General features: G+C 37.3%; 19 protein-coding genes. 17 read left to right on the forward strand and 2 right to left on the reverse strand.

Annotated elements, in window-relative coordinates:
• Positions 1-127: 127 nt before the first annotated feature.
• From V7121_RS05900 to V7121_RS05945, 10 genes are all read left to right on the forward strand, one after another.
• Positions 128-1,453 (forward strand): UDP-glucose dehydrogenase family protein, encoded by a 1,326-nt coding sequence (locus tag V7121_RS05900; protein ID WP_335495312.1) that lies wholly within the window; start codon positions 128-130, stop codon positions 1,451-1,453.
• Positions 1,454-1,497: 44 nt separating this feature from the next.
• A complete protein-coding gene (locus tag V7121_RS05905) occupies positions 1,498-2,187 on the forward strand; it encodes a sugar transferase (RefSeq protein WP_420490563.1) in 690 nt (229 codons plus the stop codon).
• Positions 2,188-2,214: 27 nt separating this feature from the next.
• Complete coding sequence (locus V7121_RS05910) at positions 2,215-3,156, forward strand: glycosyltransferase family 2 protein (RefSeq protein WP_335495308.1); 942 nt, start codon at positions 2,215-2,217, stop codon at positions 3,154-3,156.
• 81 nt (positions 3,157-3,237) lie between these two features.
• Entirely contained in the window at positions 3,238-4,350 is a 1,113-nt protein-coding gene (locus tag V7121_RS05915; protein ID WP_335495306.1) for a glycosyltransferase, read from the forward strand.
• 77 nt (positions 4,351-4,427) lie between these two features.
• Positions 4,428-5,759 carry an O-antigen ligase family protein gene (locus tag V7121_RS05920; protein WP_335545995.1) on the forward strand — a complete coding sequence of 444 codons (1,332 nt, stop codon included), beginning with the start codon at positions 4,428-4,430 and terminating at the stop codon, positions 5,757-5,759.
• A complete protein-coding gene (locus tag V7121_RS05925) occupies positions 5,756-7,045 on the forward strand; it encodes an oligosaccharide flippase family protein (protein WP_335495302.1) in 1,290 nt (429 codons plus the stop codon). Before V7121_RS05920 ends, V7121_RS05925 begins: the two co-directional genes overlap by 4 nt.
• A gap of 51 nt (positions 7,046-7,096) precedes the next feature.
• Positions 7,097-8,137: a polysaccharide deacetylase family protein gene (locus tag V7121_RS05930; protein WP_335495300.1), complete on the forward strand. Its 1,041-nt coding sequence runs from the start codon at positions 7,097-7,099 to the stop codon at positions 8,135-8,137.
• Entirely contained in the window at positions 8,097-8,936 is an 840-nt protein-coding gene (locus tag V7121_RS05935) for a peptidoglycan bridge formation glycyltransferase FemA/FemB family protein (RefSeq protein WP_335495299.1), read from the forward strand. Before V7121_RS05930 ends, V7121_RS05935 begins: the two co-directional genes overlap by 41 nt.
• A gap of 39 nt (positions 8,937-8,975) precedes the next feature.
• Positions 8,976-9,734 (forward strand): tyrosine-protein phosphatase, encoded by a 759-nt coding sequence (locus V7121_RS05940; protein ID WP_335495298.1) that lies wholly within the window; start codon positions 8,976-8,978, stop codon positions 9,732-9,734.
• 285 nt (positions 9,735-10,019) lie between these two features.
• The gene (locus tag V7121_RS05945; protein ID WP_335495297.1) at positions 10,020-10,781 is read left to right on the forward strand and encodes a DeoR/GlpR family DNA-binding transcription regulator; all 762 of its coding nucleotides are present in this window, start codon (positions 10,020-10,022) and stop codon (positions 10,779-10,781) included.
• Between the two features lie 73 nt (positions 10,782-10,854).
• On the opposite strand, the gene V7121_RS05950 is transcribed toward V7121_RS05945, so the two are convergent.
• A complete protein-coding gene (locus V7121_RS05950; protein WP_335495296.1) occupies positions 10,855-11,328 on the reverse strand; it encodes a DUF2798 domain-containing protein in 474 nt (157 codons plus the stop codon).
• 146 nt (positions 11,329-11,474) lie between these two features.
• Between V7121_RS05950 and V7121_RS05955 the strand changes: the two genes are divergently transcribed.
• From V7121_RS05955 to V7121_RS05970, 4 genes are all read left to right on the forward strand, one after another.
• Positions 11,475-11,906 carry a MarR family transcriptional regulator gene (locus V7121_RS05955; RefSeq protein WP_335495295.1) on the forward strand — a complete coding sequence of 144 codons (432 nt, stop codon included), beginning with the start codon at positions 11,475-11,477 and terminating at the stop codon, positions 11,904-11,906.
• 15 nt (positions 11,907-11,921) lie between these two features.
• On the forward strand, positions 11,922-14,429 hold the full coding sequence (locus V7121_RS05960) for a GH39 family glycosyl hydrolase (RefSeq protein ID WP_335495293.1): 2,508 nt from the start codon (positions 11,922-11,924) through the stop codon (positions 14,427-14,429).
• A 265-nt stretch (positions 14,430-14,694) separates the two neighbouring features.
• A complete protein-coding gene (locus V7121_RS05965; protein ID WP_335545996.1) occupies positions 14,695-15,732 on the forward strand; it encodes an alpha/beta hydrolase in 1,038 nt (345 codons plus the stop codon).
• Positions 15,733-15,759: 27 nt separating this feature from the next.
• On the forward strand, positions 15,760-17,046 hold the full coding sequence (locus V7121_RS05970; protein WP_335495290.1) for an MFS transporter: 1,287 nt from the start codon (positions 15,760-15,762) through the stop codon (positions 17,044-17,046).
• A gap of 99 nt (positions 17,047-17,145) precedes the next feature.
• Here the strand turns inward: V7121_RS05970 and V7121_RS05975 are convergent, their stop codons facing one another.
• Positions 17,146-18,132, reverse strand: coding sequence for an AraC family transcriptional regulator (locus V7121_RS05975; RefSeq protein ID WP_335495288.1), 987 nt, complete (start codon positions 18,130-18,132; stop codon positions 17,146-17,148).
• A gap of 229 nt (positions 18,133-18,361) precedes the next feature.
• Between V7121_RS05975 and V7121_RS05980 the strand changes: the two genes are divergently transcribed.
• The 3 genes from V7121_RS05980 (at position 18,362) to V7121_RS05990 (ending at position 23,775) form a co-directional block, all read left to right on the forward strand.
• On the forward strand, positions 18,362-19,654 hold the full coding sequence (locus tag V7121_RS05980) for a glycoside hydrolase family 1 protein (protein ID WP_335495286.1): 1,293 nt from the start codon (positions 18,362-18,364) through the stop codon (positions 19,652-19,654).
• 67 nt (positions 19,655-19,721) lie between these two features.
• Positions 19,722-21,242: a glycoside hydrolase family 43 protein gene (locus V7121_RS05985; protein ID WP_335495284.1), complete on the forward strand. Its 1,521-nt coding sequence runs from the start codon at positions 19,722-19,724 to the stop codon at positions 21,240-21,242.
• Positions 21,243-21,474: 232 nt separating this feature from the next.
• Positions 21,475-23,775 carry a glycoside hydrolase family 3 C-terminal domain-containing protein gene (locus V7121_RS05990; protein WP_335495282.1) on the forward strand — a complete coding sequence of 767 codons (2,301 nt, stop codon included), beginning with the start codon at positions 21,475-21,477 and terminating at the stop codon, positions 23,773-23,775.
• Positions 23,776-23,945 lie beyond the last annotated feature (170 nt).

Below are 23,945 nucleotides of genomic sequence, written 5' to 3' on the forward strand. Positions count from 1 at the left end.
TCTAAGAAGTTTAAGTTTATTGGGGGAAAACCGAATGACAAAAATTCAGGAAGTAATAGTAATGCTGGAAAATTTCCATATGGAAAAAGCCGCATAATATTCTTCTGTATTAACAGGAGGTGAAATGATGAATATTGCTGTAGTTGGTACAGGGTATGTTGGTCTTGTGACTGGTGTCAGTCTTTCCGAAATTGGCCATCAGGTAACCTGTATCGATATTGATGAAGCAAAGGTTGAGATGCTGAAACGAGGAATCTCGCCTATCTTCGAACCGTTTTTAAGTGAATACATGAAAAAGAATATGGAGGCAAACCGGTTGTCCTTTACCACAGACCTTGAACAAGGGTTTGGTGAATCTGAGATTATTTACATTGCTGTAGGGACTCCTGAAAATGAAGATGGTTCCGCTAATCTTAGTTTTGTCATGCAAGCAGCCCTAGATATCGCTAAATATATAAACCAAGACACCATTGTAGTTACAAAGAGCACCGTCCCGGTTGGTACGAATGATAGAATTAAACAAATAATTAACAATAACCTTATAAATGATGTAAAGGTAGAAATTGTATCAAATCCTGAGTTTTTAAGAGAAGGATCCGCCATTCACGATTCCTTCCATGGTGACCGCATTGTCATAGGAGCCAATAGTGAGGAAGCCGCTAATATTCTGGAGGTGATAAATAAGCCATTTGTGGTGCCGGTATATAAAACTGATATCCGGAGTGCTGAAATGATTAAATATGCTTCGAACGCTTTTCTTGCCACAAAAATTAGTTTTATCAATGAAATTTCAAATATTTGTGAGCGTGTGGGTGCCAATGTAGAGGAGGTAGCAAACGGCATGGGCCTCGACAAGCGTATCGGAAACCAATTTCTGAATGCGGGTATTGGCTACGGAGGTTCCTGTTTTCCTAAAGATACAAAGGCACTTATCCAGATTGCCGGAAATGTGGACTATGATTTCGAATTGCTAAAGGGTGTCGTCAATGTAAATAAACAGCAGCAAGGTCTCCTATTAAGAAAATTAAAAAGCCGAATCAGCTCACTAGCAGGAAAGAGAATTGCTGTCCTAGGACTGGCGTTTAAACCGAATACCGATGATATACGAGAGGCGGCCTCCATCCCAATCATTGAAGAACTAGTGAGTCTGGGAGCCATTGTTGTTGCCTATGATCCTGAAGCGATGGAGAATGCGAAGTCTATTTTTTATAACCGGGTTCAGTTTGCCAATAGCACTTCGGAAGCTATTCTTGGCTGTGATGCAGCATTAATTGTTACCGAGTGGGAAGAGATAAAGAGTTTGGATCCAAAGTTATTTGAAACAATGGCGTATCCACTTGTGATTGATGGCAGGAATTGCTTTAATCTTGAAACATTGAGAATGCAGAAGATTGAATATCATTCGGTGGGAAGGGCTACAGTTAAAAACCTAGAAATAAAGACTTATGTTTGACTTGGTCATTAACATAAAGCAGTGGGTGATAATTCATAATGAGTATGGAAACCTCTCAGATTAAATCTGCTCCTTCCAATACTTCAACTGCTTCGGAAATAGAAAAAGCCTCAATCTCACCACTATATTCATTCGGAAAACGCAGTCTCGATATTATAGGAGCATCTATTGGATTAATAATTGCATTGCCCTTTTTTTTAGTCATTGGGATTTGGTACTGCTTTGGTGATTCCAAAGGGCCATTATTTTTTAAACAGCAGAGGTATGGCAAGAATGAAAAACTCTTTAATATTTATAAGTTTCGATCAATGGTAGTTAATGCGGATGAAATACTTAAATGTAATAAAGTTCTTTATCAAAGATATGTCCATAATAATTATAAACTGGAACAGGATGAAGACCCTAGAATTACAAGGTTTGGAAGGTTTTTACGCAAAAGCAGCCTTGATGAACTTCCTCAATTAATCAATGTTTTAAAGGGTGAAATGAGTTTAGTTGGTCCTCGTCCAATAGTTGAGGAGGAATTGAAAGAGTATAAACAAAAAAGGTATGACCTCCTTGCTGTGAAACCAGGAATGACCGGATACTGGCAAGTATGTGGACGAAGTGATGTTGGGTATCCGGAACGAGTAGATTTGGAACTATATTATGTTTATCACCAGTCCATGTACTTTGATATAAAAATATTGCTTAGGACTTTACTTGTCGTGGTTTTGAAGAAAGGTGCTTACTAAAAAAAGCAGAAAGTGTGATTCATTTTTATGGTAAATCTGCTAGAAAAGATTAGTGTAGTGATTCCTACCTTTAATAGAGAAGCTCTGGTTATGGATGCGATAAACAGCTTAAGAAATCAAACCTATAAAAATCTTGAAATTATTGTAGTTGATGATTGCTCAACGGATAATACACAAAGCCGAATTGAAAATGAAAGGGATCCCCGGATTGTTTATGTTCGACACGAGTATAACCAGGGAGGGTCTCAAGCAAGAAATACCGGGATTCATAGGGCTACAGGCGAATATATTGCTTTTCTTGACTCTGATGACCAATGGCTTCCAACAAAACTGGAAAAACAAATGGAAGTCTTTAAAAACAACAGCAATGTAGGCATTGTTTATACAGGCTATAAAAATGTATCAGGAACATCGGTCCGGTCTGAGGTTCATCCTCATCTTAGTGGAAACCTGTTAACCGAACTATTAAAGAAAAATTGTATAGGTACTACATCAACGGTTGTTATAAAGAAAAACCTTCTTTTAGAAGTGGGGAACTTTGATCCTGAATTGCCAAGCTGCCAGGATTGGGATTTGTATGTTAGGCTGGCCCAAATTACTGAATTTGGTGTAGTGAAAGATGCGTTTGTTCTATATAACGAACATGATGAAAGCAGAATTACCACGAATATAAAATCTGTTTTAGCGGGTCATTATGTCTTTTATAAAAAGTACTCTTCGTTAATAAACCAGTTAAATAAAAAGGATTTTCATATTTTACACGTAAATATGGCAAAAGTGATGGTTAGAATAGGAATCGTCAGCCAGAACAGGTCTATAATCAACAAGGGCCGCGAATTCCTTAACTCTGCTATAAAAGCTTATCCGTTTTCCACAAAGGTATATTTTATTTACCTTGGCACACTTTTAAATAAAAAAGTACTTTTGAAGATGTATTTTGTGTTCCAAAAAAGGATTTTACATTTTTAGTGCTCTCCATTAGTAAATCTCCTTCTTCTATCATAAATTGTGCCGTTCAAATTAAACTCATATAAAAATTGGGGATAGATCATGAGAAAAAAAGTGTTAATCATTTGCGAAACCCTAAGTGGGGGCGTTCGCAAACATATTATTAATATTTTGCAATATCTTTCACCGGAAAAATTTGAAATTGCCATTGCGTATGGAGAAGATCGGGCCGATGAAATATTTTTGGATTTTGCTCATAAAAATATAGAAAGATATACGTTCTATCCCATTTCTGCTTTTGTAAGGGAGGTTAAGGTTTTTCAGGATTTAAAAGCTATCATGCAATTAAATCGTATTATTAAGGATTTCCAGCCTGAAATCATCCACTGCCATAGTTCAAAGGCAGGGGGAGCCGGCAGACTGGCTGCCCTCTTTTATAAATCCAGGAAAATTATTTATACTCCACATGGTTATATCATGCAGTATCCATACATTGATAAACAAATAAAACGAGTATTTGGATTAATTGAAAAATATCTGGGCAAAGTCACTGATTATACGATTAACGTATCAAAAGGGGAGCAGGCTATAGGGCTTCACTATAACGTTTTTGGGTCGCATAAAAGCGAGGTTATTTACAATGGCGTTGAGGAGAAGAGGCTTGAAGGGCATCCCAATCCCAATAGAATGAAAAAAATAATTGTTGGTACTTTGGCAAGGTTTGACAAGTCAAAGGATCCACAAACCTTTCTTGAAATAGCCAACTTGATTGTGGGGATGCATCCTAACGTTGAGGTTTGGTATGCAGGAGACGGAGATTATTTTAAAGAGGAATTTTTAGAAGCAATAAAGGAAAATCCACAAATCAAATATTGCGGGTTTCTTCGTTCCACAGATTCATTCTTAAGTGAAATAGATATTTATTTATCAACCTCGCTTCACGAGGCTTTGCCCTATTCCATTATTGAAGCTATGGCAATGAAAAAGCCGATTGTCGCGTCCAATGTCGAAGGGAATAATGAGCTCGTTATTCACGAGTATAACGGATATCTCTATCCTCAAGGAGATGTGCCTCAAGCAGTAGCTTATCTTTACAAATTAATAAATGATAAATCTGAGAATGATCGGTTTCAAAAAAATAGCTATCAACTATTTAAACAAAAGTTTCATATCGAGAATATGATTCATAGGCTAGAAGAAGTTTATGAAAAATAAGTACTTAGTAGACAGGGCAACTACTCGTGGCGAGTAACAATAAATTAAAGGAACGTCCAAATAACGGAGTTGAAATCATGTATCAGCTGAAACATTATTTTTCCAAAACCATGCTCATTGCGCTCCTGTCATTACTGTTAGGATTTATGGCTGTATATCTGACATTCTTTTTTTATATACCCAATCATACTATTTTCCCCGTGATTCTATTTCCTATCATTGGATCTGTAGGCCTTGTTGTTTTATTTCTTTTAAAATGGGAGAAATTATTATTTCTGTTTGCGCTAAGTGTTGGTTTTCAACTCAATGATCCATCTCCCTATGAAATGATGTTTTGCCTGATGATTCTTTTGTTTCTAGTCAAGAGGATTCCTTTTAATAGGAAAATGCTGAACAACTATCTCTTTCTTATGCTTTTTTTATTTGTTTTGTTTGGGACATTCTCCATATTCTTTTCAATTAATATCCAAAGGGGCACAGCATGGCATTTGATTACGGTCTATTTGGTGCTCAGTGCTTTCTTTCTTGTATTAATTATCAAAAATGAGAAACAGCTAGTTTATTTTCTGAAAGGCTTTGTAGTGGGGGCCATTTTGAATAGTATGCTGGGAGTGATTGGGTACCTGGCTGGCAAAAGCCAGGGCCGAGGCAATCGTCTGGAAGGTTTTTTTCAGGATCCCAATATCTTTAGTCCTTTTGTAGTCATTGCCATTATGTTAGTAATCGAGGACAGTATTACTCCAAGTTTATTTAAATCTAAACTATTCAAATTTCTTTCTATTGTTTTAATGGTTGGTGCTCTAGTATTGGCGATGTCGCGTGCAGGATGGATTAACTTTGCCATTGCCTTGGCCCTGTATGCAGCGGTTAAAATCTTAAAAGGACAGCTTAGGCTGGGTTTTGTTATCAAGTTTATTCTGGTCCCATTTTCAGTTTTGCTATCCGTCCCTTTTATATTCCCTGGTTTAAATTTCATGAACCAATTAAAGGATCGAACAACACTTCAATCTTATGATAATGAAAGGTTTGACGCTAATTATTTCACCTTGAAAGTTGCAGAAAATCATCCTTTTGGAATAGGGCCGGGAGAAATAACGTCCATCTATTATATGGATACTCATAATACCTATTTAAGGTTATTTGCGGAATACGGCTGGTTTGCCGGTATTTTTCTGATGCTGTTTTTCTTATTTCTAGCTGGTGTTTTACTGAAGCGAAGTCTTTCTCATGATAGAGGGGATTTTAATCTATTCTTAGTCCTTTTATGTTCATTAGTAGGGACACTGGTTAATATTATCGTTGTTGATGCACTTCACTGGAGACATTTTTGGGTGTTAATTGCCCTTTGTTATTATCTCATATTTTTTAAAAAGGAACCTTCTACTGCTATAAAAGGGGAAATCCAATGAGAAATATAAAGGGAAATCGATTAATTGGAAACATTATTTCCTTGATCGTGCTGCAGGGGAGCAATTACCTGTTTCCGGTCATTACATTTCCCTACTTAATAAGAACGTTAGGTGTGGGAAATTACGGAGTACTGTTATTTTGCGTTGGAATGATGCAATTTTTAAATATTTTTATAGACTATGGTTTTAATATTTCGGGAACAAAGGATATTTCGATTCATAAGCACCGAATGGATAAGGTAAATGAGATTTACAACATGATATTAACCATTAAGATAATGTTCGTCCTCATCGTGGGAATTGTCTACTTCAGTCTTGTTATCACCGTCCCTTTTTTCAGTGAACATAGAACAACTTTTCTTTTAAGCTTTCTAATTATCATTGGCAACACTCTTTTTCCTCTTTGGCTGTACCAAGGTCTGGAAAGAATGAAGTATATTACTTATTTCAATCTAATGGTAAAAGCATTCGTGACCCTGTTAATTTTTATTTTTATAAAAAATACTAACGACCTTAACCTTGCCGTTATTTTTCAAACCTTTTATTTCATTCTTCCTGCTATCATTTCCATTTTTTTTGTAAAGATAAAATTGAAAATCCATTATAAGACAGTCCGCGATATCCAAAAAATAAAAGATGAACTGAACCGTGGAAAACATATCTTTATGACAACTCTATGGATTAACTTTTATAGCCAGGGTCCAATTATTCTTTTAGGATTTATATCCGGAAGCCGTGCCACAGGAAATTTTGGGATTGGAGAAAAAGTACAAGGAGCTTTTTATGGTTTAACACAGCCTTTTACTCAAGCGCTTTATCCGTATTTATGCGATTTGTATGAAAATAAGAGGGGCCAATTCTACTTATTTAAAAGGAAGCTGTTAGGGTTAGGGTTATTGTTCTCCATTATAATCGGAATCACCTTATTTGCATTCTCTGAACCAATCGCAACTATCGTTTCAGGTAAAAAGGACTCCGCTCTTGTTTCACTGATTGGTGTGTTTTCTATTGTGGTCTTCTTTTCGACTGCCAATACCTTAATGGCAAGAATTATGCATGCCGTTAGTTTATCACATGTATTAAATAAAGGTTATTCTGTAGCAGCTATCGTGTTTGTTGTTTTTTCCATTCCTCTTACCATCGTATTCCGGGAATTTGGAATGGCTGCGGCTGTTTTTTTAGCGGAGGGTACTGTTTTTATCTTTAATATTCGTCATGTAATTCAGATCAAGCCAACGGAAATGTTTCATTCTCCATCTCAGAAGGAATGGGTATCTGGCGGATAAAGTGAAGGTCTTACTAAGATATGGGCCACTTAATGAAGGAGATGACTTACTATGCAAAATGATAAGCAAGGTACTTTTATTATTTCACTTGATTTTGAACTTTTTTGGGGTGTACATGATGTTTATAAAAAAGAACAGTATGAACAAAATGTTCGAGGAGCGCATAATGTCGTCCTGTCCTTATTGGAGATGTTTACTCACTATCGAATTCATGCGACATGGGCGGTCGTTGGAATGATATATTGTCAAAATCCAGAGGAATTAACACGGATTGTACCAGATTTAAAGCCGACCTACAAAAATGAAAAACTATCCTCCTATACTTATTTCCAGGATCATCTGATAGGTGAAAAAGATCAGGATCTATTCTTTGCCCCTTATTTAATTGAGCGTATTGCCTCAACACCCAATCAGGAAATAGCTACGCATACATTTTCCCATTATTACTGTTTGGAAGATGGACAAACGGTGGAGCAATTTTCGTCAGACCTGCAACTTGCTCAGAAAAAAAGTCGGCAGTCAGGCCGGGAACTAAAGTCCATTGTTTTTCCCCGCAATCAAATCAAAGAAGAGTATTTAAAGGAATGCAAGCGGTTAGGATTGATTGCTTATCGCGGGAATGAGGAGAGTTGGGTTTACCGTATACAATCCACGGAGAAAAAAAGATATCTGAAACGGGCCTTACGTTTGTTAGATAGATATATTAATATATTCGGACACCAGACGTTTGAACTGCCGCAGCGATTCTCTGATGCCCTTCCCCTTAATATTCCATCGAGCAGATATCTAGCAAGATGCTCGGAAAGATTAAAATCGCTTGAAGGCTTGCGAATGAAACGAATACTAAGCGACATGACTTCAGCTGCCCAACAGGGAAAAGCTTACCACCTATGGTGGCATCCACATGACTTTGGCAGGAATACGAGTGAAAATCTGGCATTCCTAGAGAAGATATTGGAGCATTTTTTACAATTGCAAAAAACGTATGGATTCAGAACCAGGAATATGAATGAGCTGGCCTCGGATATAACTCATGAAAAGGAGGATAGAAATGATTATAAAGTGGAAGAAACTGTTTTTTACTATAAATGAGATATACGGAAACGTCGAAAGCTCGGAGAAACTTCAGAAAGCAGATGTTCACGCGTTTTTTCAGCAGCCAGGGTTAATCCATTCGTCAAAGAGGAATACGTTGCATAAAGAAACACGAACACTGTGCATAGATCTGCATAAGTCAGAAGAACAGTTACGAACCGAACTTAATAAATCAACTCGCTATCAAATTAATAAAGCGGACAGAGATCATTTAACGATACGAGTGGTTACAAATCCCAATACTAATGATCTTGAGGATTTTAAACGCTTCTTTAACGTATATGCTAAAGAAAAAGGAATAGAATTATTCCAAGATGAGCGGATAAACGGAATGGCAGGTAATGGAAAACTCTACATTACCTATGTTTTTCATAAGAATGGGGATCTACTGGCAGGACATTTATATATGGCAGATGGTAATCGTGCCGGTATGTTTTATTCCGGCTCCATAAGATTAACCAATACCGATATACCCAAAAACGATGTAGGCCGTGCCAATCGTTATCTGCACTGGCATGATATTCTATACTTTAAAAAGGAAAACTATCATTTATATGATTTTTATGGAATATCACTGGATGAAAATAATAAGGACCAGCAAAATATCAATCAATTTAAACGAAGCTTTGGCGGAGAAGAAGTTACAGAGTATCGGAGCTTTATTCCGCAAACGCTGAAAGGAAGCCTATTTGTCCTCCTATTAAAAATAAAGTGGCGCAACCAAGTGGAACGGATAAAGGGCAATATGGTTCGAAACGAACAGACCAAGGCCAAGGAAAGGGGTTTTTTCCCTTAGATAAATTAAGAGTCAAAATTAAGGAGGTGTATCCTGTGATTGATATTCACTCCCATTCTCCCTTGTCTCGATGATGGAGCAAAAACGGAAGAAGAAAGCCTTGCTATGGCAATCGATGCTGTAGCACAAGGAATTACCACAATCATTGCTACACCCCATCATAAAAACGGAAGGTATGAAAATACACCTGAAAATATTAAGCTCCATATCTCGATATTAAATAAACTTTTCAAAAAGGTACAAATTCCTCTCAATCTGCTGCCGGGACAGGAAATAAGACTTAATGGTGATATGCTGAAAGATATGAAGAATAACGAACTTCTTACATTAAATCATTCGAAATATCTTTTTGTTGAATTACCAGATGGGCATGTGCCACGCTACTTCGAGCAGGTTCTTTTTGAACTGCTGATAGCAGGATATGTTCCAATCATTGTCCATCCTGAACGAAACGAGGAACTGCTCCAGCATCCATACATGCTTTATGAATTTGTGAAACAAGGTGCTTTAACCCAAATCACTGCGGGAAGCATAAAAGGGAAATTTGGACGTAAAGTACAAAAATTCTCCCACAAGCTTATTAGAGCAAACCTTACCCATTTTATTGCCTCGGATGCACACAATACAACATCCAGAGCCTTTCTGCTCGGAACCGCCCTTACTGAAGTTAAATGGAAATTCGGCAGAGATTATTATGATAGGTTCCTCGAAAACAGTCAGCTATTAGTCAACAATCTGAGCATCAACCTTCTCGAACCCACGATGGTCACCAGAAACAAACTCCTCGGTCTCCTCTAACGCATTGTTGGGCGTGGTTGTTAGTTCCTCTAAAAGCCTTGAAGCGTGAAATATGAGGAGAAAGGGTTATTCGGTTGGTTTTACAGAAAGATCTTTAATGAATTGATAGGAAAACGGAGGGGATGAACCTTCTGTTTTTTTTGTTACTTTACAATCCCGCTGAATCTCTATTTTCAAATAATTAGTGTTTGTTTTTCAAAAGAATATGGTATAGTTATAATGAGAATGTGTAAAAAACAAACATAAAACAACATAAGTAAAAAGCAACAGAAAGGGGTAGAATGAGTGCTTGTAGCCGAGAGACAAAAAAAGATTGTAGAATTAGTTAATGAACGATTAAGTATTCGTGTAACGGAGCTTAGCAAAATATTCACTGTTACCGAAGAAACCATTCGGCGTGATTTAGAGAAACTTGAGAAAGAGAATCTGTTAATGAGGAGCCATGGCGGTGCCGTTAGTATTGAAAAAGACCAAGGAGAGATTTCTTATCTGGAAAGAGAAATCACAAACGCGGAACAAAAGAGAGCGATTGCAAGAGCATCCGTTCGTTTCATTGAGCCTGGTGATCAAATTGTGTTAGATGCTAGTACCACTGCGTGGTATGTGGCAAAGGAACTAATTGATATGCCTTTAACTGTTTTAACAAACTCGATTAAAGTAGCGATTGAGCTCAGTAAAAAGGAACAAATCAAGGTGATTTCTACCGGTGGAACATTGCTCTCGCAATCTCTATCCTATGTTGGGCCGCTTGCTGAACGCTCCATCAGTATGTATCACGTGAATAAAGCGTTTCTTTCCTGCAAAGGGGTACATCTTCAAAGAGGGCTAAGCGATTTTAATGAGTCACAAGCATTATTAAAAAAGCAAATGATGGAAATAGCTGATGAAACAATCTTAATGGTTGACTCCAGTAAATTTGGAACACGGGCCTTTTCACAGATTGCTCCTCTATTAAAGATAAATTGTATTATCACGGATTCGAAAATTGATGAACAAACGAGAAAAGAGTTGGAAGAGAAAGAAATAAATATCGTAATAGTGGAGTAGACCATAAACCTTGCAGGCTTAATGGTCTGTTTTTTGTTTATAACTATTAGCTAGTAATAGTGCCGGAGTTCATTTAATTTGAAGGTAGCATATCCGCCTTAGAATAGATCCGATTGAATACCACTCTGACAATTGGTCCAATAATTAATAACTGGAGTGGTAACGCGAATATGAAATTCTGAATAATACCGGTTAAATATTTATGAGGCAGTTCAGCACTGAGGCCTCCGTTCACCAATGCTCCATACAGTGACATGAATAACACCATTCCAGTAACCATGAATAAGGACATTAGAAGAACTTTTTTTGCTGTGTGATCCCTTTCACTTGTAAATTTGAGTAGTAGTCCTTTCGCAAATCTTCCAACTACAAAAATATCAAGAATTAATGCAACAGCAAATCCTGGCAAATATCCACGTAATAGATCTATCACTAGGTCAGGTGAAAATCCATCAAGTAGTACTAAGTTGTATAGACTCATTCCAAATACCATTAAAGCACACATTAGAGTAGTGAAAACGAGTCTTTCTTTCAAATTATTTCCCATTATTTATTCCCCTTTGTCGAATATATCGTCAACTTTGTTGACGGTTTATTTTAGCAAGATAAATCTCCCATTGTCAACATATTTGACAATGAATCTTCTGTATAAAATAATATGTATACAAATACTTTTATCAAGAGGAAGGAATTATGAAAAACCATTTGCAAGGACTGAACTTGGTGGATTTATTGAGCGAACGGCACTTACAGTTACGTAGAAAAGTGAATACTCAATGGCATGAAAGAGGCATGGGCAATATAAACCAGACTGAATCCCATATGCTCAGTATTATAGAAAAAGAAAGTGTGACAATAGCTGAATCGGCAAGAAAGATGAACTTTACACGACAAGCAGCTCATAAATGTGCACAGGGTTTAATTGAAAAGGGGTTTATTGATTTTATTCGTAATAATCAAAGGGATAAATCATTGATCCTAACGGAAAAAGGAAAAAATTATTGTTCCGATACCTTACTAATCAAACATAGAATCGAAAAAGAAATAGCCGAAAAAATAGGGCAAGATAATTTAATTTTAATAAAGAATTTATTACAAACTGATTGGTATGATACCTCTAATTAAAGTTGGGTGACAAACATGAATTTTACTTATGAAATAATCGAAATGAACAAAGAACTACCGATGCATATTTTTCTAAATAGCGTGGATTATGTAACGAATCATTGGCATGACAGCATTGAAGTCATCTTCCTGCTAAAAGGTAAGGTGAGCGTGTCTGTTAACGATAAGCGCTTCGAGCTAAATGAAAAAGATGTTTTTCTAATCAATGCCAACGATATCCATGCCATTCAACACCAGGAAGAAAATTTATTACTAACCATTCAACTGCCGATTCCCGAGTTAAAAGAAAATATAAAGGATGTAGATTCCTTTGTCTTCTCTTGTAAATCATTTTTATATGAAGAAAACCACCAAGCGGAGTTTAATGAACTGCGTTCTTTGTTAGCACAGATGATGTGGGTCATCAACAAAGAGGGGGAAGGATACGAATTACAAATAAAGTCGTTGTACTTTCAATTAATCTACTTGCTAATCAAAAATTTTAAGGAAGAGACAGAAAAGGAAAACAAACTCTCTAGCCAGAAACATATTGAACGATTACTGCGAATTACATCCTATGTGAAAGACAATTTCAAACAAGAGATTACCTTAAATGAACTAGCTCAAGTTGAATTCTTATCGGTTCATTATCTGTCAAAATTTATCCAAAAGCATTTAGGCATGCCTTTTTCAAAATATGTGGATAGTATTCGGCTCGATCATGCGGTGAAGGATATAGTCTTCACTGATATCCCGCTGACACAAATTGCTCTCGAAAATGGATTTTCCAGTGTAAAGGCCTTTAACAGGGCATTTAAAGAATTTTATCATCAGACACCAAGCGAGTATCGGCGTGCGGTGGAAATGGAACCAAGGAAAACGGATAGCAATAAGGTGACACTTGCTAACTATGTTGAAATTGACAAGAGTCAGGCCTTCTCGAAGTTGTTTTTGTTTTTACCTCGAGAAGGACAAGCAATGGAAGTGGATCATCAAGCGGTGATTAAAAAAAGTTATCTCATCAATTTTGAAGAGAAGACAACGAAACTGCATCATCACTGGAAAAACCTGATGACAGTTGGTAAAGCAAAAGAGTGTCTAAATACGGATGTCCAACTGCAGCTTAAAAATATAAATAAGGCAACAAACTTTCGCTATCTTCGTTTCCATGGAATATTTGATGATGAAATGATGGTCTATGGTGAAAATGAACTGGGCGAGTCTGAGTTTAACTTTCTATATACTGATAAATTATTTGATTTTTTACAGAGTATCCAGGTTAAGCCCTTTTTGGAATTAGGGTTTATGCCGAGTGAACTGGCGGAAAACCCTGATGAAACGGTCTTTTATAAAAAAAGCATAGTCAGTAAACCAAAGGATATCGATAAATGGAACCTTCTTCTAAAAAACTTTATTGTTCATTATGAAAATAAGTATGGTGTTGAAGAAGTGGAACAATGGTATTTTGAGGTATGGAATGAACCAGATTTCTTTGTATTCTGGAGAGGAACATTTGAAGATTATTGCTCACTTTATAAAAGTACCTATGATACGGTCAAAAAAATTAACCCTGCTTACCGAGTAGGCGGACCGAGTATTGTCTCCATCAATACCAGTGATTGGTTACAGCAATTCCTAGATTTTTGTATACGTGAAAACTGTATTCCTGATTTTATTTCGTTTCACTGCTATTCGCATGAAGAGATGGATATCAATAAGAAAAAGAAGTTATCAGATGAAAGCTCATTCGAATTTGGATACATCTCCAGAGATGAAGACTTTTTAAACCATAAGATTAGTAGTCTGAAGCAAATCTTAGCTGAGAAACACTTGAACGATGTTGAAATCCATTTAACGGAATGGAATTCGACTGCTTTTCATCGGGATTTAACCAATGATACCAGTTTTAAGGCGGCTTTTATTGTTAAGAACCTTCTCGAAAATATGGATTCGATTCAAAGTTTTGGCTACTGGACTGTGACTGATTTAATCGAGGAACAAAGAGCAGCATTGAATACATTTCACGGCGGACTTGGATTAATAACAAATAACAATATTCCTAAATCTGCTTTTTATGCTTATGATTTATTAAGTAAATTAGGAGATCAGTTAGTCGCTTCAGGTGAAGGGTATTTTGTAACCAAAAGTGCTAGGGGTTATCAGATTATCCTTTATCATTATTGTCATTATGACCGGCTTTATTGTATGAATCAGCATTCAAATATCAATATGGAAAATCGATATAATGTATTCCTAGATCGAAACGATGTCCGAATGAGACTAATTTTGAGTGGATTAGATAAAGGAATCTATAAAATCAAACAGCACCAATTAAGTCGAGAGAACGGTAGTGCTTATGATAAATGGATTGAAATGGGAGCACCACAGCAATTGAATTCTGAGGAAATAAACTATCTTAGCAATTCTAGTATCCCTAAACAACATATTAGTGAAGTTAGGATTGAAGAAAATTTTGTAGTAGGAACCACTCTCAAGCCCCATGAAGTGCAGTTATATGAAATCATTCCGCAAAGGACACTTTAGGCAGGTATCTAACACCTGCCTTTTTTTGTTGCAGTAGATTAGGAAAAAAGAACCATAAAGTACAGAAAAGACAATTTACGTACCTGCTTTGAACAAATATCGGATAGTGAAAAGGTTTTCATCTCTCTATAATGAAGTACATAAGGAAGCGTTTCCAGTTGAAAAGTTATTAATGATATCATCGGAAATTTAGTCGGAGGTGGTCAACATCCTAACGAATACAGATTATCGAGAGTTAGTTTCTTTAATGAAAGAGCGTTTTGTGATGAAAGAAGAAAAAGGACTGGACATTAAGATTAAAAGAATTCCAGATTCAGACGCTAGTGGTGATTTAGACCCAAGAGTGAAGGAACTGTTGATTCAACAGCAACAGAATAAACCTCCAATCGATATTGATATCAGTCAATTACCAATCGAAACCATTCGATCATTTATGGGATTTGAAAATGTTGATGTAACTGTAGAAGAAATTGAAACCACTTACAAGACAATAGAGGGCAGAAATGGAAAAATTCCTGTTCGAATCTACTCTCAATTAAAAGGCCAACAAATGCCTGCGATTGTTTTCTTTCATGGTGGTGCCTTCTTTGGAGGGAGTTTAAAGGCAGTCGAGAACTTTTGTAAATGTTTAGCAGAGAAGGCAGAAGCAGTTGTTGTTTCAGTCGATTATCGACTAGCACCTGAAAATAAGTTTCCTAAAGGATTCCATGATTGCTATGATTCTGTAAAATGGGTCCATGAGCATGCAAACGAATTTAATATTCATCCAGATCAAATAGCTGTTTCAGGTGATAGTGCCGGGGGGAATTTATCAGCAGCCTGTGCATTGATGGATAGAGATCTTGGAACAAATATGATTAAACTACAAGCACTTATTTATCCAACAGTAATCCTGTCTAGGGAAATAAATGAATATTTTACTTGGGATTTGCATGAGTATAATATTCAGAATAACCATAAATTAATCGAAAGTACGATAACTGGCTTGCTAGAGTTGCCTGATGTTTCAAAGATTTATTCTGAGCAAGAAGAAGATTTACTAAATCCTTATGTTTCACCTTTATTGGCAAATGATTTAAGTAATTTACCAGAAACAGTAATCATTACCGCTGAATATGACTATTTGCGGTTGGAAGGTGAAGCGTACGCTCAAAGACTCTCGCAAGCTGGAGTTAAGGTTAAAACGATACGATATAATGGGATTGACCACGCATTTATTGATAAAATAGGAATTTTTCCTCAGGCGGAGGATTGTGCGGAGGAAATTGCCTCAAGTATAAAGCAATTATTTAAGAATAATTAATGCGTTTAAATACAAGGAGGTTACATAATGGAGAATACTAAAATGAAAAAAACACCTTTTATAAGACTATTAATCGCAGCAATGCTTGGGGTCGGTACCTCGATCGCACCATTAGTATTACTAGGATTTGGGATTTCTACCTTTATTGTTATTAAAATTGTTGGCCAAGAACATGCAACTGCTGCATTTGCTACAGCCTCAGGAATTACCGGTATTATGATAGTAGTTTTTGGATTATTTAGTGGGGTCATTGCAGATAAAACCCGAGTTAAGATGGGGAGAAGGCGATTCTGGATCATTGCAGGAAGTATCGGGGGAGCTTTATCCATGTTAGCCCTTACCTATGCTTCATCCATCCCAATGTTTGTCATTACATTATGTCTAACGAATTTCTTTTATGGTATGGTTTCACTTTCATGTTATGCGATTGTTCCGGAACAAGTCGAACAGGAAAAGTTTGGTCGAGTTTCGGGCCTACTTGGTGCAGCAGCACCTGCATTTGTCATGACTGGTCAAATGATTATGGGAGTTTTTGCTAAGTCTACTCTTCAAGATAAAATGATTACCATGATTATTGTTCAACTGATTGGTGGGGCTTTAGCTGCTCTACTAATAAAAGATAATTATGTTGCTGTCACAACAAAAAATGAGAAGAAGTCATTTGGAATCAGTGGTTTCTATCCAAGTTTCAAAAAGTATCCTTCCTATACATGGGCCTTATTAACTAAATTGTTTATCTATTTTACAAATGCTGGTATGACGATGTTAACCCTTTTCTATATCGCAAGATTCCACTTAGGGGAAGCAGATATCTTTAAAATTATGGGGCTTATGGCACCGACGATTTTGATGATGGTTGGGGCTGGAATCCTTGGCGGGTTCCTATCAGATAAGATAAAGAAACAAAAGCCTTTTGTTATCGGAGCAGCTATTCTAACAGGGATATGTTTAGTCGTATTTGCCTTCGCTCCTAGCGTAACTTGGGTAATTGTCGGTAACTTTATCTTCAACTTTGGTTTTGGAATGTACAATGCAGTGGACAATGCACTAGTAAACCGTATTCTTCCTTCCAAAGAGAATGCTGCAAAAGATATCTCGATTATGAATACAACGACAAATTTAGCTTCAACACTAGTAAATTTCACAGCACCTGCGTTAATCGGTTTAGGAGTAAGTATGTTCGGTGGAGATGGATATACGTTCTTCTTCTTAGTTCTAGCTGCCTTCTCCTTACTTTCAGCTGTTTTTGTTCTCCCAATTCCGGAAATGGGCTCAAAGTCGGAAGTCAGTTCTGATATCGGTGAAGCGGTTTAAAACCATAATTTCAATAGGGATGAATTATACGAGAGTATAGATTCATCCCTATCGTTGTTTTTATAATACCAATTTAAAACCATCCTTGGATGGTTTTTGTCATGGTTTATGCTTTTCCTTGTAGCTATGTGGCGTGTCCTTAAAAAGTTCTTTAAACTTTTTATAAAAGAACGTAACGCTGGAATAGCCTACTTCTTGGGCAATCTCAGGTATTGGTAAATCAGTATTAGACAAATATAAAGCAGCCTGATTCAGCCGTTGGATTTGGAGAAGTTCTTTAAATGATTTCCCAGTCCCCTTTTTAAGCAATGTAGATAAATAACTCGGATTAAAGCCAAAAGTCTGCCCCATTTTAACCAGAGAACAGTCCCGGTAATTGTCCTCAATGTATTTCAAAAAATCAAGTAAAGAAACGATATTTTTATCGTCCACGGCTTCATATCTTGTCTGAACATTATTGGTGCGAATTAATGTAGAAAATAAAACGATTAAATAAGAATCAATAATTTCTGTAGAACAAAAATCACGTTCCAAAAATTCACACATAATATTCTCCATAATTTCCGTGACCTTAATGCCTTCAGGTTTAAAAATCAAGAACTGATTGTGCTTCCGGTGACTGACGAGTGATTCAATCATGAATTGAGAGATTATGCTTTTCTGTGACAATCTTCTCAAAAAGCTCGGTGAAAGATAGTCCTGCTTCAAAATGATATTAACAACAGTATCATCTTTGGTGGTTGCAGCTACGCTATGAGGTACTTCTTTGTTAATGAAAATTAATTCCCCTTTATTCAAATGAACCCTTTTTCCTTTTATTAAAACGGTACATGTTCCACGATAGACAAACATCAACTCAATGTAATCATGCATGTGAAGAGGAATAACCGAGCCATATGGTTGCTGAGAAATAGATATATTATCTTCAATGGGTGAATCGTTTATATCAAATGCTTTATTAAATAGATAAACAGGCTCTCCATTTATCATCACAGTTAGAGGATTATACTCTTTTAATACTCTTTCTTTATCAATTGGCCCTAAATGATAGGTGCCTAAATAGCCTTCAAGTTCTATTCGCTCCATAAATTCTCCCCATGAATAAATGATTAGAGTAATCCATTTCTTTATTTTTATTATAAATACTTCCTACGATAAGTGCAAAAAGTCAATAAGGCTAGTTTTTATTTAAAATTGTAATCACTATGATTCGAGCAATCATTAACTCGTTTTTTAACATTATGACTTCTGTAATTGATTGCTATTATTATTTTATTAGTATTAATTACTCAATGAGACCAGGAGGTAAATAGCAATGAAATATATTTTTCCAAAATCCTTCCTTTGGGGAACGGCAACATCTGCCTATCAAGTAGAAGGAAACAATGATAAATCAGATATGTGGGCTGAAGAGTACTCAGAAGGTTCTCCTTACAGGGATTTTTCAGGTAATGCTGTCGATCACTATAATCGGTACAAACAGGATATTGAAGTTATGGCTAGATTAGGTTTAAACACCTACCGTTTTTCAATTGAGTGGTCGAGAATTGAACCCGAGCAAGGAGTATTCTCACAAAAGGAATTGGATCATTATCATGACGTAATTAAGGTATGCTATGACAACAATATCACTCCAGTTGTAACAATGATGCATTTTACGTCTCCGCAGTGGCTGATGAAACTTGGCGGCTGGAAAAATCCTGAGACGGCAGATCTATTTACTAAATATTGTGAGGTCGTATTTAAGGAGTTTGGCCAGGATATTCCTTACGTTTTGACGATGAATGAAGTCAATTTGCCAGTTATGTTAAAAGAATTATTTATTAATATGAACTTTATGCCTCCTGTTGGGATGGATGCTAAATCTTGGACAGCCCCAGGCTGGCGAGAATCTGCCGCCGCAAAATGCGGGACAACTATCGATCAATATTTCACCTTCCACATGGCTTCCGACGAGACGTCTTTAGATATTGTTAAGGATGCCCACCGCAAAGCAAGAAAGGTGATGAAAGAGGTAAATCCATCTACGAAAGTAGGACTTTCCTTGGCACTTCCTGAAATTCAAGCCATAGAAGGTGGGAAAGAGCAGGCTGCAAAAGTTTGGCATGATTATTTTGGACAATTCAAAGACGTCATAGAAGGGGACGACTTTATCGGGGTCCAGAACTACACGCGTGAAATATACGGTCCCGAGGGTCAAGTTCCGCTACCAGAAGGAACAGAAGTAACGGCGATGGGGTATGAGTTTTATCCGGAAGCCTTGGCAGGTACCATTCGCAATGTAGCCAGAGAGTTAGATATCCCAGTCTTGGTAACAGAGCACGGCATTGCAACGGATCATGATGACCGCCGAATCGAATTTATCCAACACGGACTGAAAGGCCTGCATGCTTGTATGGAGGACGGAATTCAAGTTTTAGGTTATCTATATTGGTCCACGTTTGATAACTATGAATGGACATTCGGTTATGAACCGCATTTTGGGGTTATTGGAGTAAATCGTGATACACAAGAGAGAGTGGTAAAAGAAAGCGGCCGAGTGCTGGGGAAGATTTCGAAGAACAATGCAGTGAATTATGAGTCAGATCAAGCCTCCAAGAGTCTTTAGTTTTTTCCAAAAGGCAGGTATTACCCTGCCTTTTTATTAAAAGTTTATTAAGAGGGGAAATTCCTATATGAAGTATAATAACCCTGTTATTAGCGGATTCCACCCAGATCCAAGTATTTGTAAGGCAGGAGAAGATTTTTATTTAGTCACTAGTTCCTTTGAATACTTCCCAGGTGTACCGATTTTTCACTCAAAGGACCTTGTCAATTGGAAACAGATAGGTCATTGTTTAACTCGTAAAAGTCAATTACCTTTATATGAAGCAAAGAGTTCAATGGGGATTTTTGCACCTACGATTAGATTCAATAATGGCAAGTTTTATATGATTACTACTAATCTTACAATAGGTAAAAACTTTATAGTGTGGTCAGAAAAACCTGAAGGCCCTTGGTCCGAACCGATTTGGCTCGATTGGCCTGGAATAGATCCATCTCTATTATTTGATGAAAATGGGAAGGTTTATTTAACAGGAACACAAGATATTTTTAGTTCGGAACCATCAGGGATTTATCAGGCTGAAATAGATGTAAATACAGGGGAAATTTTTACTGAGCGACGATTAATTTGGCAAGGTTCAGGGGGCGCTCATTCTGAGGGACCGCATCTTTATCATATTAACGGCTGGTATTATTTAGTGATTGCCGAGGGAGGAACAGAATACGGGCATATGGTGACCATGGCGCGCAGTAAACAGCCTTTTGGGCCTTTTGAAAGTCATCCGACTAACCCTATTCTTACTCATCGCAGCACTGCAAGCCCAATTCAAGCTACCGGACATGCTGATTTAGTTCAATATATCGATGGTAGCTGGTGGACTGTGTTTTTAGGCATACGTCCTGCTCCTATTCCTTTTAGCGGAAAACATCATCATCTTGGCCGAGAGACTTTCTTGGCACCAGTGGACTGGACAGAAGAAGGGTGGCCGATCATTGGCGCTCAAGTCGAATTTGAAATGGACGGAAGAACACTGCAGATAGAAGAAAAAGAACTGTGGAAAGGAAAAGATGACTTTAATGAGCCTGCCTTAGACTTCTCCTGGAATTTCTTGCGGAACTCTGGTGAAGAATGCTGGTCTTTAACTGATAGACCCGGTTTCCTTACGTTATATGGCTCATCAACAGGTTTGAATGATTTAGATTCTCAAGCGTTCGTAGGACGCCGGCAACAGCATTTTGACTGCAATGTTTCAACATTACTAGAATTCTCTCCAACTCAGGAGGGGGAAGAGGCAGGCCTAACTGTCTTTATGAATGAGAGATTTCATTATGAAATCGCCTTAGGTATACGAGAAGGTGTAAGAAAGGTCTTTGTGAGACGGAGAATCGGTTCACTTTGGAATGTGGAGTCTGAGCATGAGTATGGGGAAGAAGGTATTATTCTAACTGTTCATGCCGATGCGAAGAATTATACGTTTTCCTATCAACTGCCAGGAGGAGAGTCTATTATTATAGGTACGGGGGAATGTTCTTTGTTATCGACGGAAGTCGCGGGTGGCTTTACGGGCGTATACTTTGGACTTTACGCAACAGGAACTAGACAGAAAACTAGTGCCCCTGCTTATTTTGATTGGTTTGAGTATTATAAATAATTCCTTAAAGTAGGAGCACCGTTTAGGTGCACTTTTTGATCTTAAAAGTCGTGACAGATTTAATATCTTAAAAATATTTAAGGACAAAAATCTTCCTATTTTCAGGTAAAAAGGGGAATGCGTTCTACAAAGATTCCTAATATTATAAAATTATGATAGAAAACGGTTTCGAATAATAATCCGTAATAACACGGAGCCGTATTCTTAACCTTAATTAAAGAGGAGAATTTTTATGGATAGAAATATAAAACAATTAATAGAAAAAATGACTCTTGAAGAAAAGGCCAGCCTCTGCTCAGGGCTGGATTTTTGGCATTTAAAAGGGATTGAAAGGTTGGGTATTCCATCACTATTGGTTACCGATGGCCCCCATGGTTTACGCAAACAATCTGAAAGTGCCGATCATTTAGGTATTTATGATAGTGTTCCGGCAACTTGCTTTCCGTCTGCAGTCGGTCTTGCGAGCACATGGAATCGACCATTGATTGAAAAAGTTGGTATTGCATTAGGAGAGGAATGTCAAGCAGAGGATGTGGCCGTCCTTTTAGGACCAGGGGCTAATATAAAACGTTCACCATTATGTGGGAGAAATTTTGAGTATTTTTCCGAGGATCCTTATCTATCCTCAGAATTGGCTGCAAGTCATATTAAAGGTGTTCAAAGTCAAGGAGTCGGTACTTCGCTTAAACATTTTGCAGCCAATAACCAGGAACATCGCAGAATGTCAGTGGATGCAATCATCGATGAAAGAACCTTACGAGAAATCTATCTTGCTAGTTTTGAAAACGCGGTGAAGAAGTCTCAACCATGGACTGTTATGTCTTCTTACAATAAAGTAAATGGAGAGTATGCTTCAGAGAATAAAACCTTATTGTCAGATATTTTAAGAGATGAATGGGGATTTGAAGGGTTTGTTGTCTCTGACTGGGGCGCTGTAAATGAGCGGGTAGATGGGTTGAAAGCTGGACTAGAGTTAGAAATGCCTTCTAGCAGTGGTGCAGGAGACCAAAAAATTGTAAAAGCTATTCAAGGCGGAGAATTTTCCGAAAACGTATTGGATAAAGCAGTGGAAAGAGTTTTAAACATTATCTTTAAGGCAGTAGATAACAAAAAACAAAATGCCACCTTTGATCAGGAGGCTCATCACCAATTAGCGAGAGTTGTAGCTAAAGAGAGCATGGTTCTTTTAAAGAATGAAAACCTTATTCTTCCATTGAAAAAGGAAGGAACCATTGCTGTCATAGGTGAGTTTGCTAAATCACCGAGATACCAAGGCGGGGGGAGCTCACATGTGAACCCAACAAAACTCGAGAATATCTTTGAAGAAATTGAAAAGGCATCCTCTAGTGCAAGTGTTCTTTATGCACAAGGCTATGAATTAAAGAGTGATAGCATTGATGAAAATTTATTGGATGAGGCAAAGGTGGCTGCGTCTCATTCTGATGTGGCTGTACTATTTGTCGGGCTGCCAGAACGATACGAATCCGAAGGTTATGATAGAGAGCACCTCAGGATTCCTGAAAACCACCGTATTTTAATTGAAGCTGTTGCAGAGGTTCAACCTAATGTTGTCGTGGTCTTAAGTAATGGAGCACCTATTGAGATGCCTTGGCTTGATAAGGTGAAAGGCCTGCTTGAAGGCTATCTTGGAGGACAGGCACTGGGCGGGGCAATTGCTGATTTATTATTTGGTCATGAAAGCCCAAGTGGAAAATTAGCGGAAACCTTCCCACAAGCATTACGTCACAATCCTTCCTATCTTAACTTCCCAGGCGAAAGCGATAAGGTAGAATACAAGGAAGGACTATTTGTTGGTTATCGTTATTATGACGCAAAAGAAATTGAACCGTTATTCCCATTTGGATATGGATTAAGCTATACCAGCTTTGATTATTCAAATCTTGAGATTGATAAACAGGAAATGGATGATACGGAAACGGTACAAATTTCAATAAAGGTGAAAAATACGGGTGAAGTAGCCGCCAAGGAAATTGTTCAGCTATATGTACGGGATGTGGAAAGCAGTGTTATCCGCCCTGAAAAAGAACTAAAAAGCTTTGAAAAAGTGGATTTACAGCCGGGTGAGGAGAAAGAAGTTACTTTTGTCCTTGATAAAAGAGCATTTGCCTATTACAACGTTGATCTTAAAGACTGGCATGTAGAAAGCGGTGTTTTTGAGATCTTAATAGGCAAATCCTCAGTCGATATCCAATTAAAAGGGAGTATACAGGTTAGCTCGACAGTTTCAGTTAAGAAATTAATCCACAGAAATACAACAATGGGTGATGTTTTGAAAGATCCTATACTCTCAAGAATTTTAAATGAGGAAGCTTTAGCTAGATTAAAAGGCGTAGGCCCATTTGCAATGGGAGAAGATCCTGATGCAGCTGAAATGTTTCAGGCGTTTATGAAGTTTTTGCCTCTCCGTGCATTAGCAACTTTCAACACTGAAAAATTTTCTGAAGATAGGTTAAATGCTCTTATTGAGAGATTAAACGGAAATGAATTAAGCGAACTTCATTCTTCAAATTGATTTCTATCATTAGAAATTCTCTTCTTAACTGAGTCGCGGCTTTGCCGGGCTCTTTTTTATTGCTGATTACTCAAGCTAATAAAAGTATTTAGAACAAATATCGGCCTGTTTTCAGTCAAAAAGGGGAAAGAAGTTATGAGTCAGTTCCTATATAATGATTGTATAAGGAA

It is taken from the genome of Neobacillus drentensis (assembly GCF_036962125.1).
Taxonomy (GTDB): Bacteria; Bacillota; Bacilli; order Bacillales; family Cytobacillaceae; genus Neobacillus; species Neobacillus drentensis_B.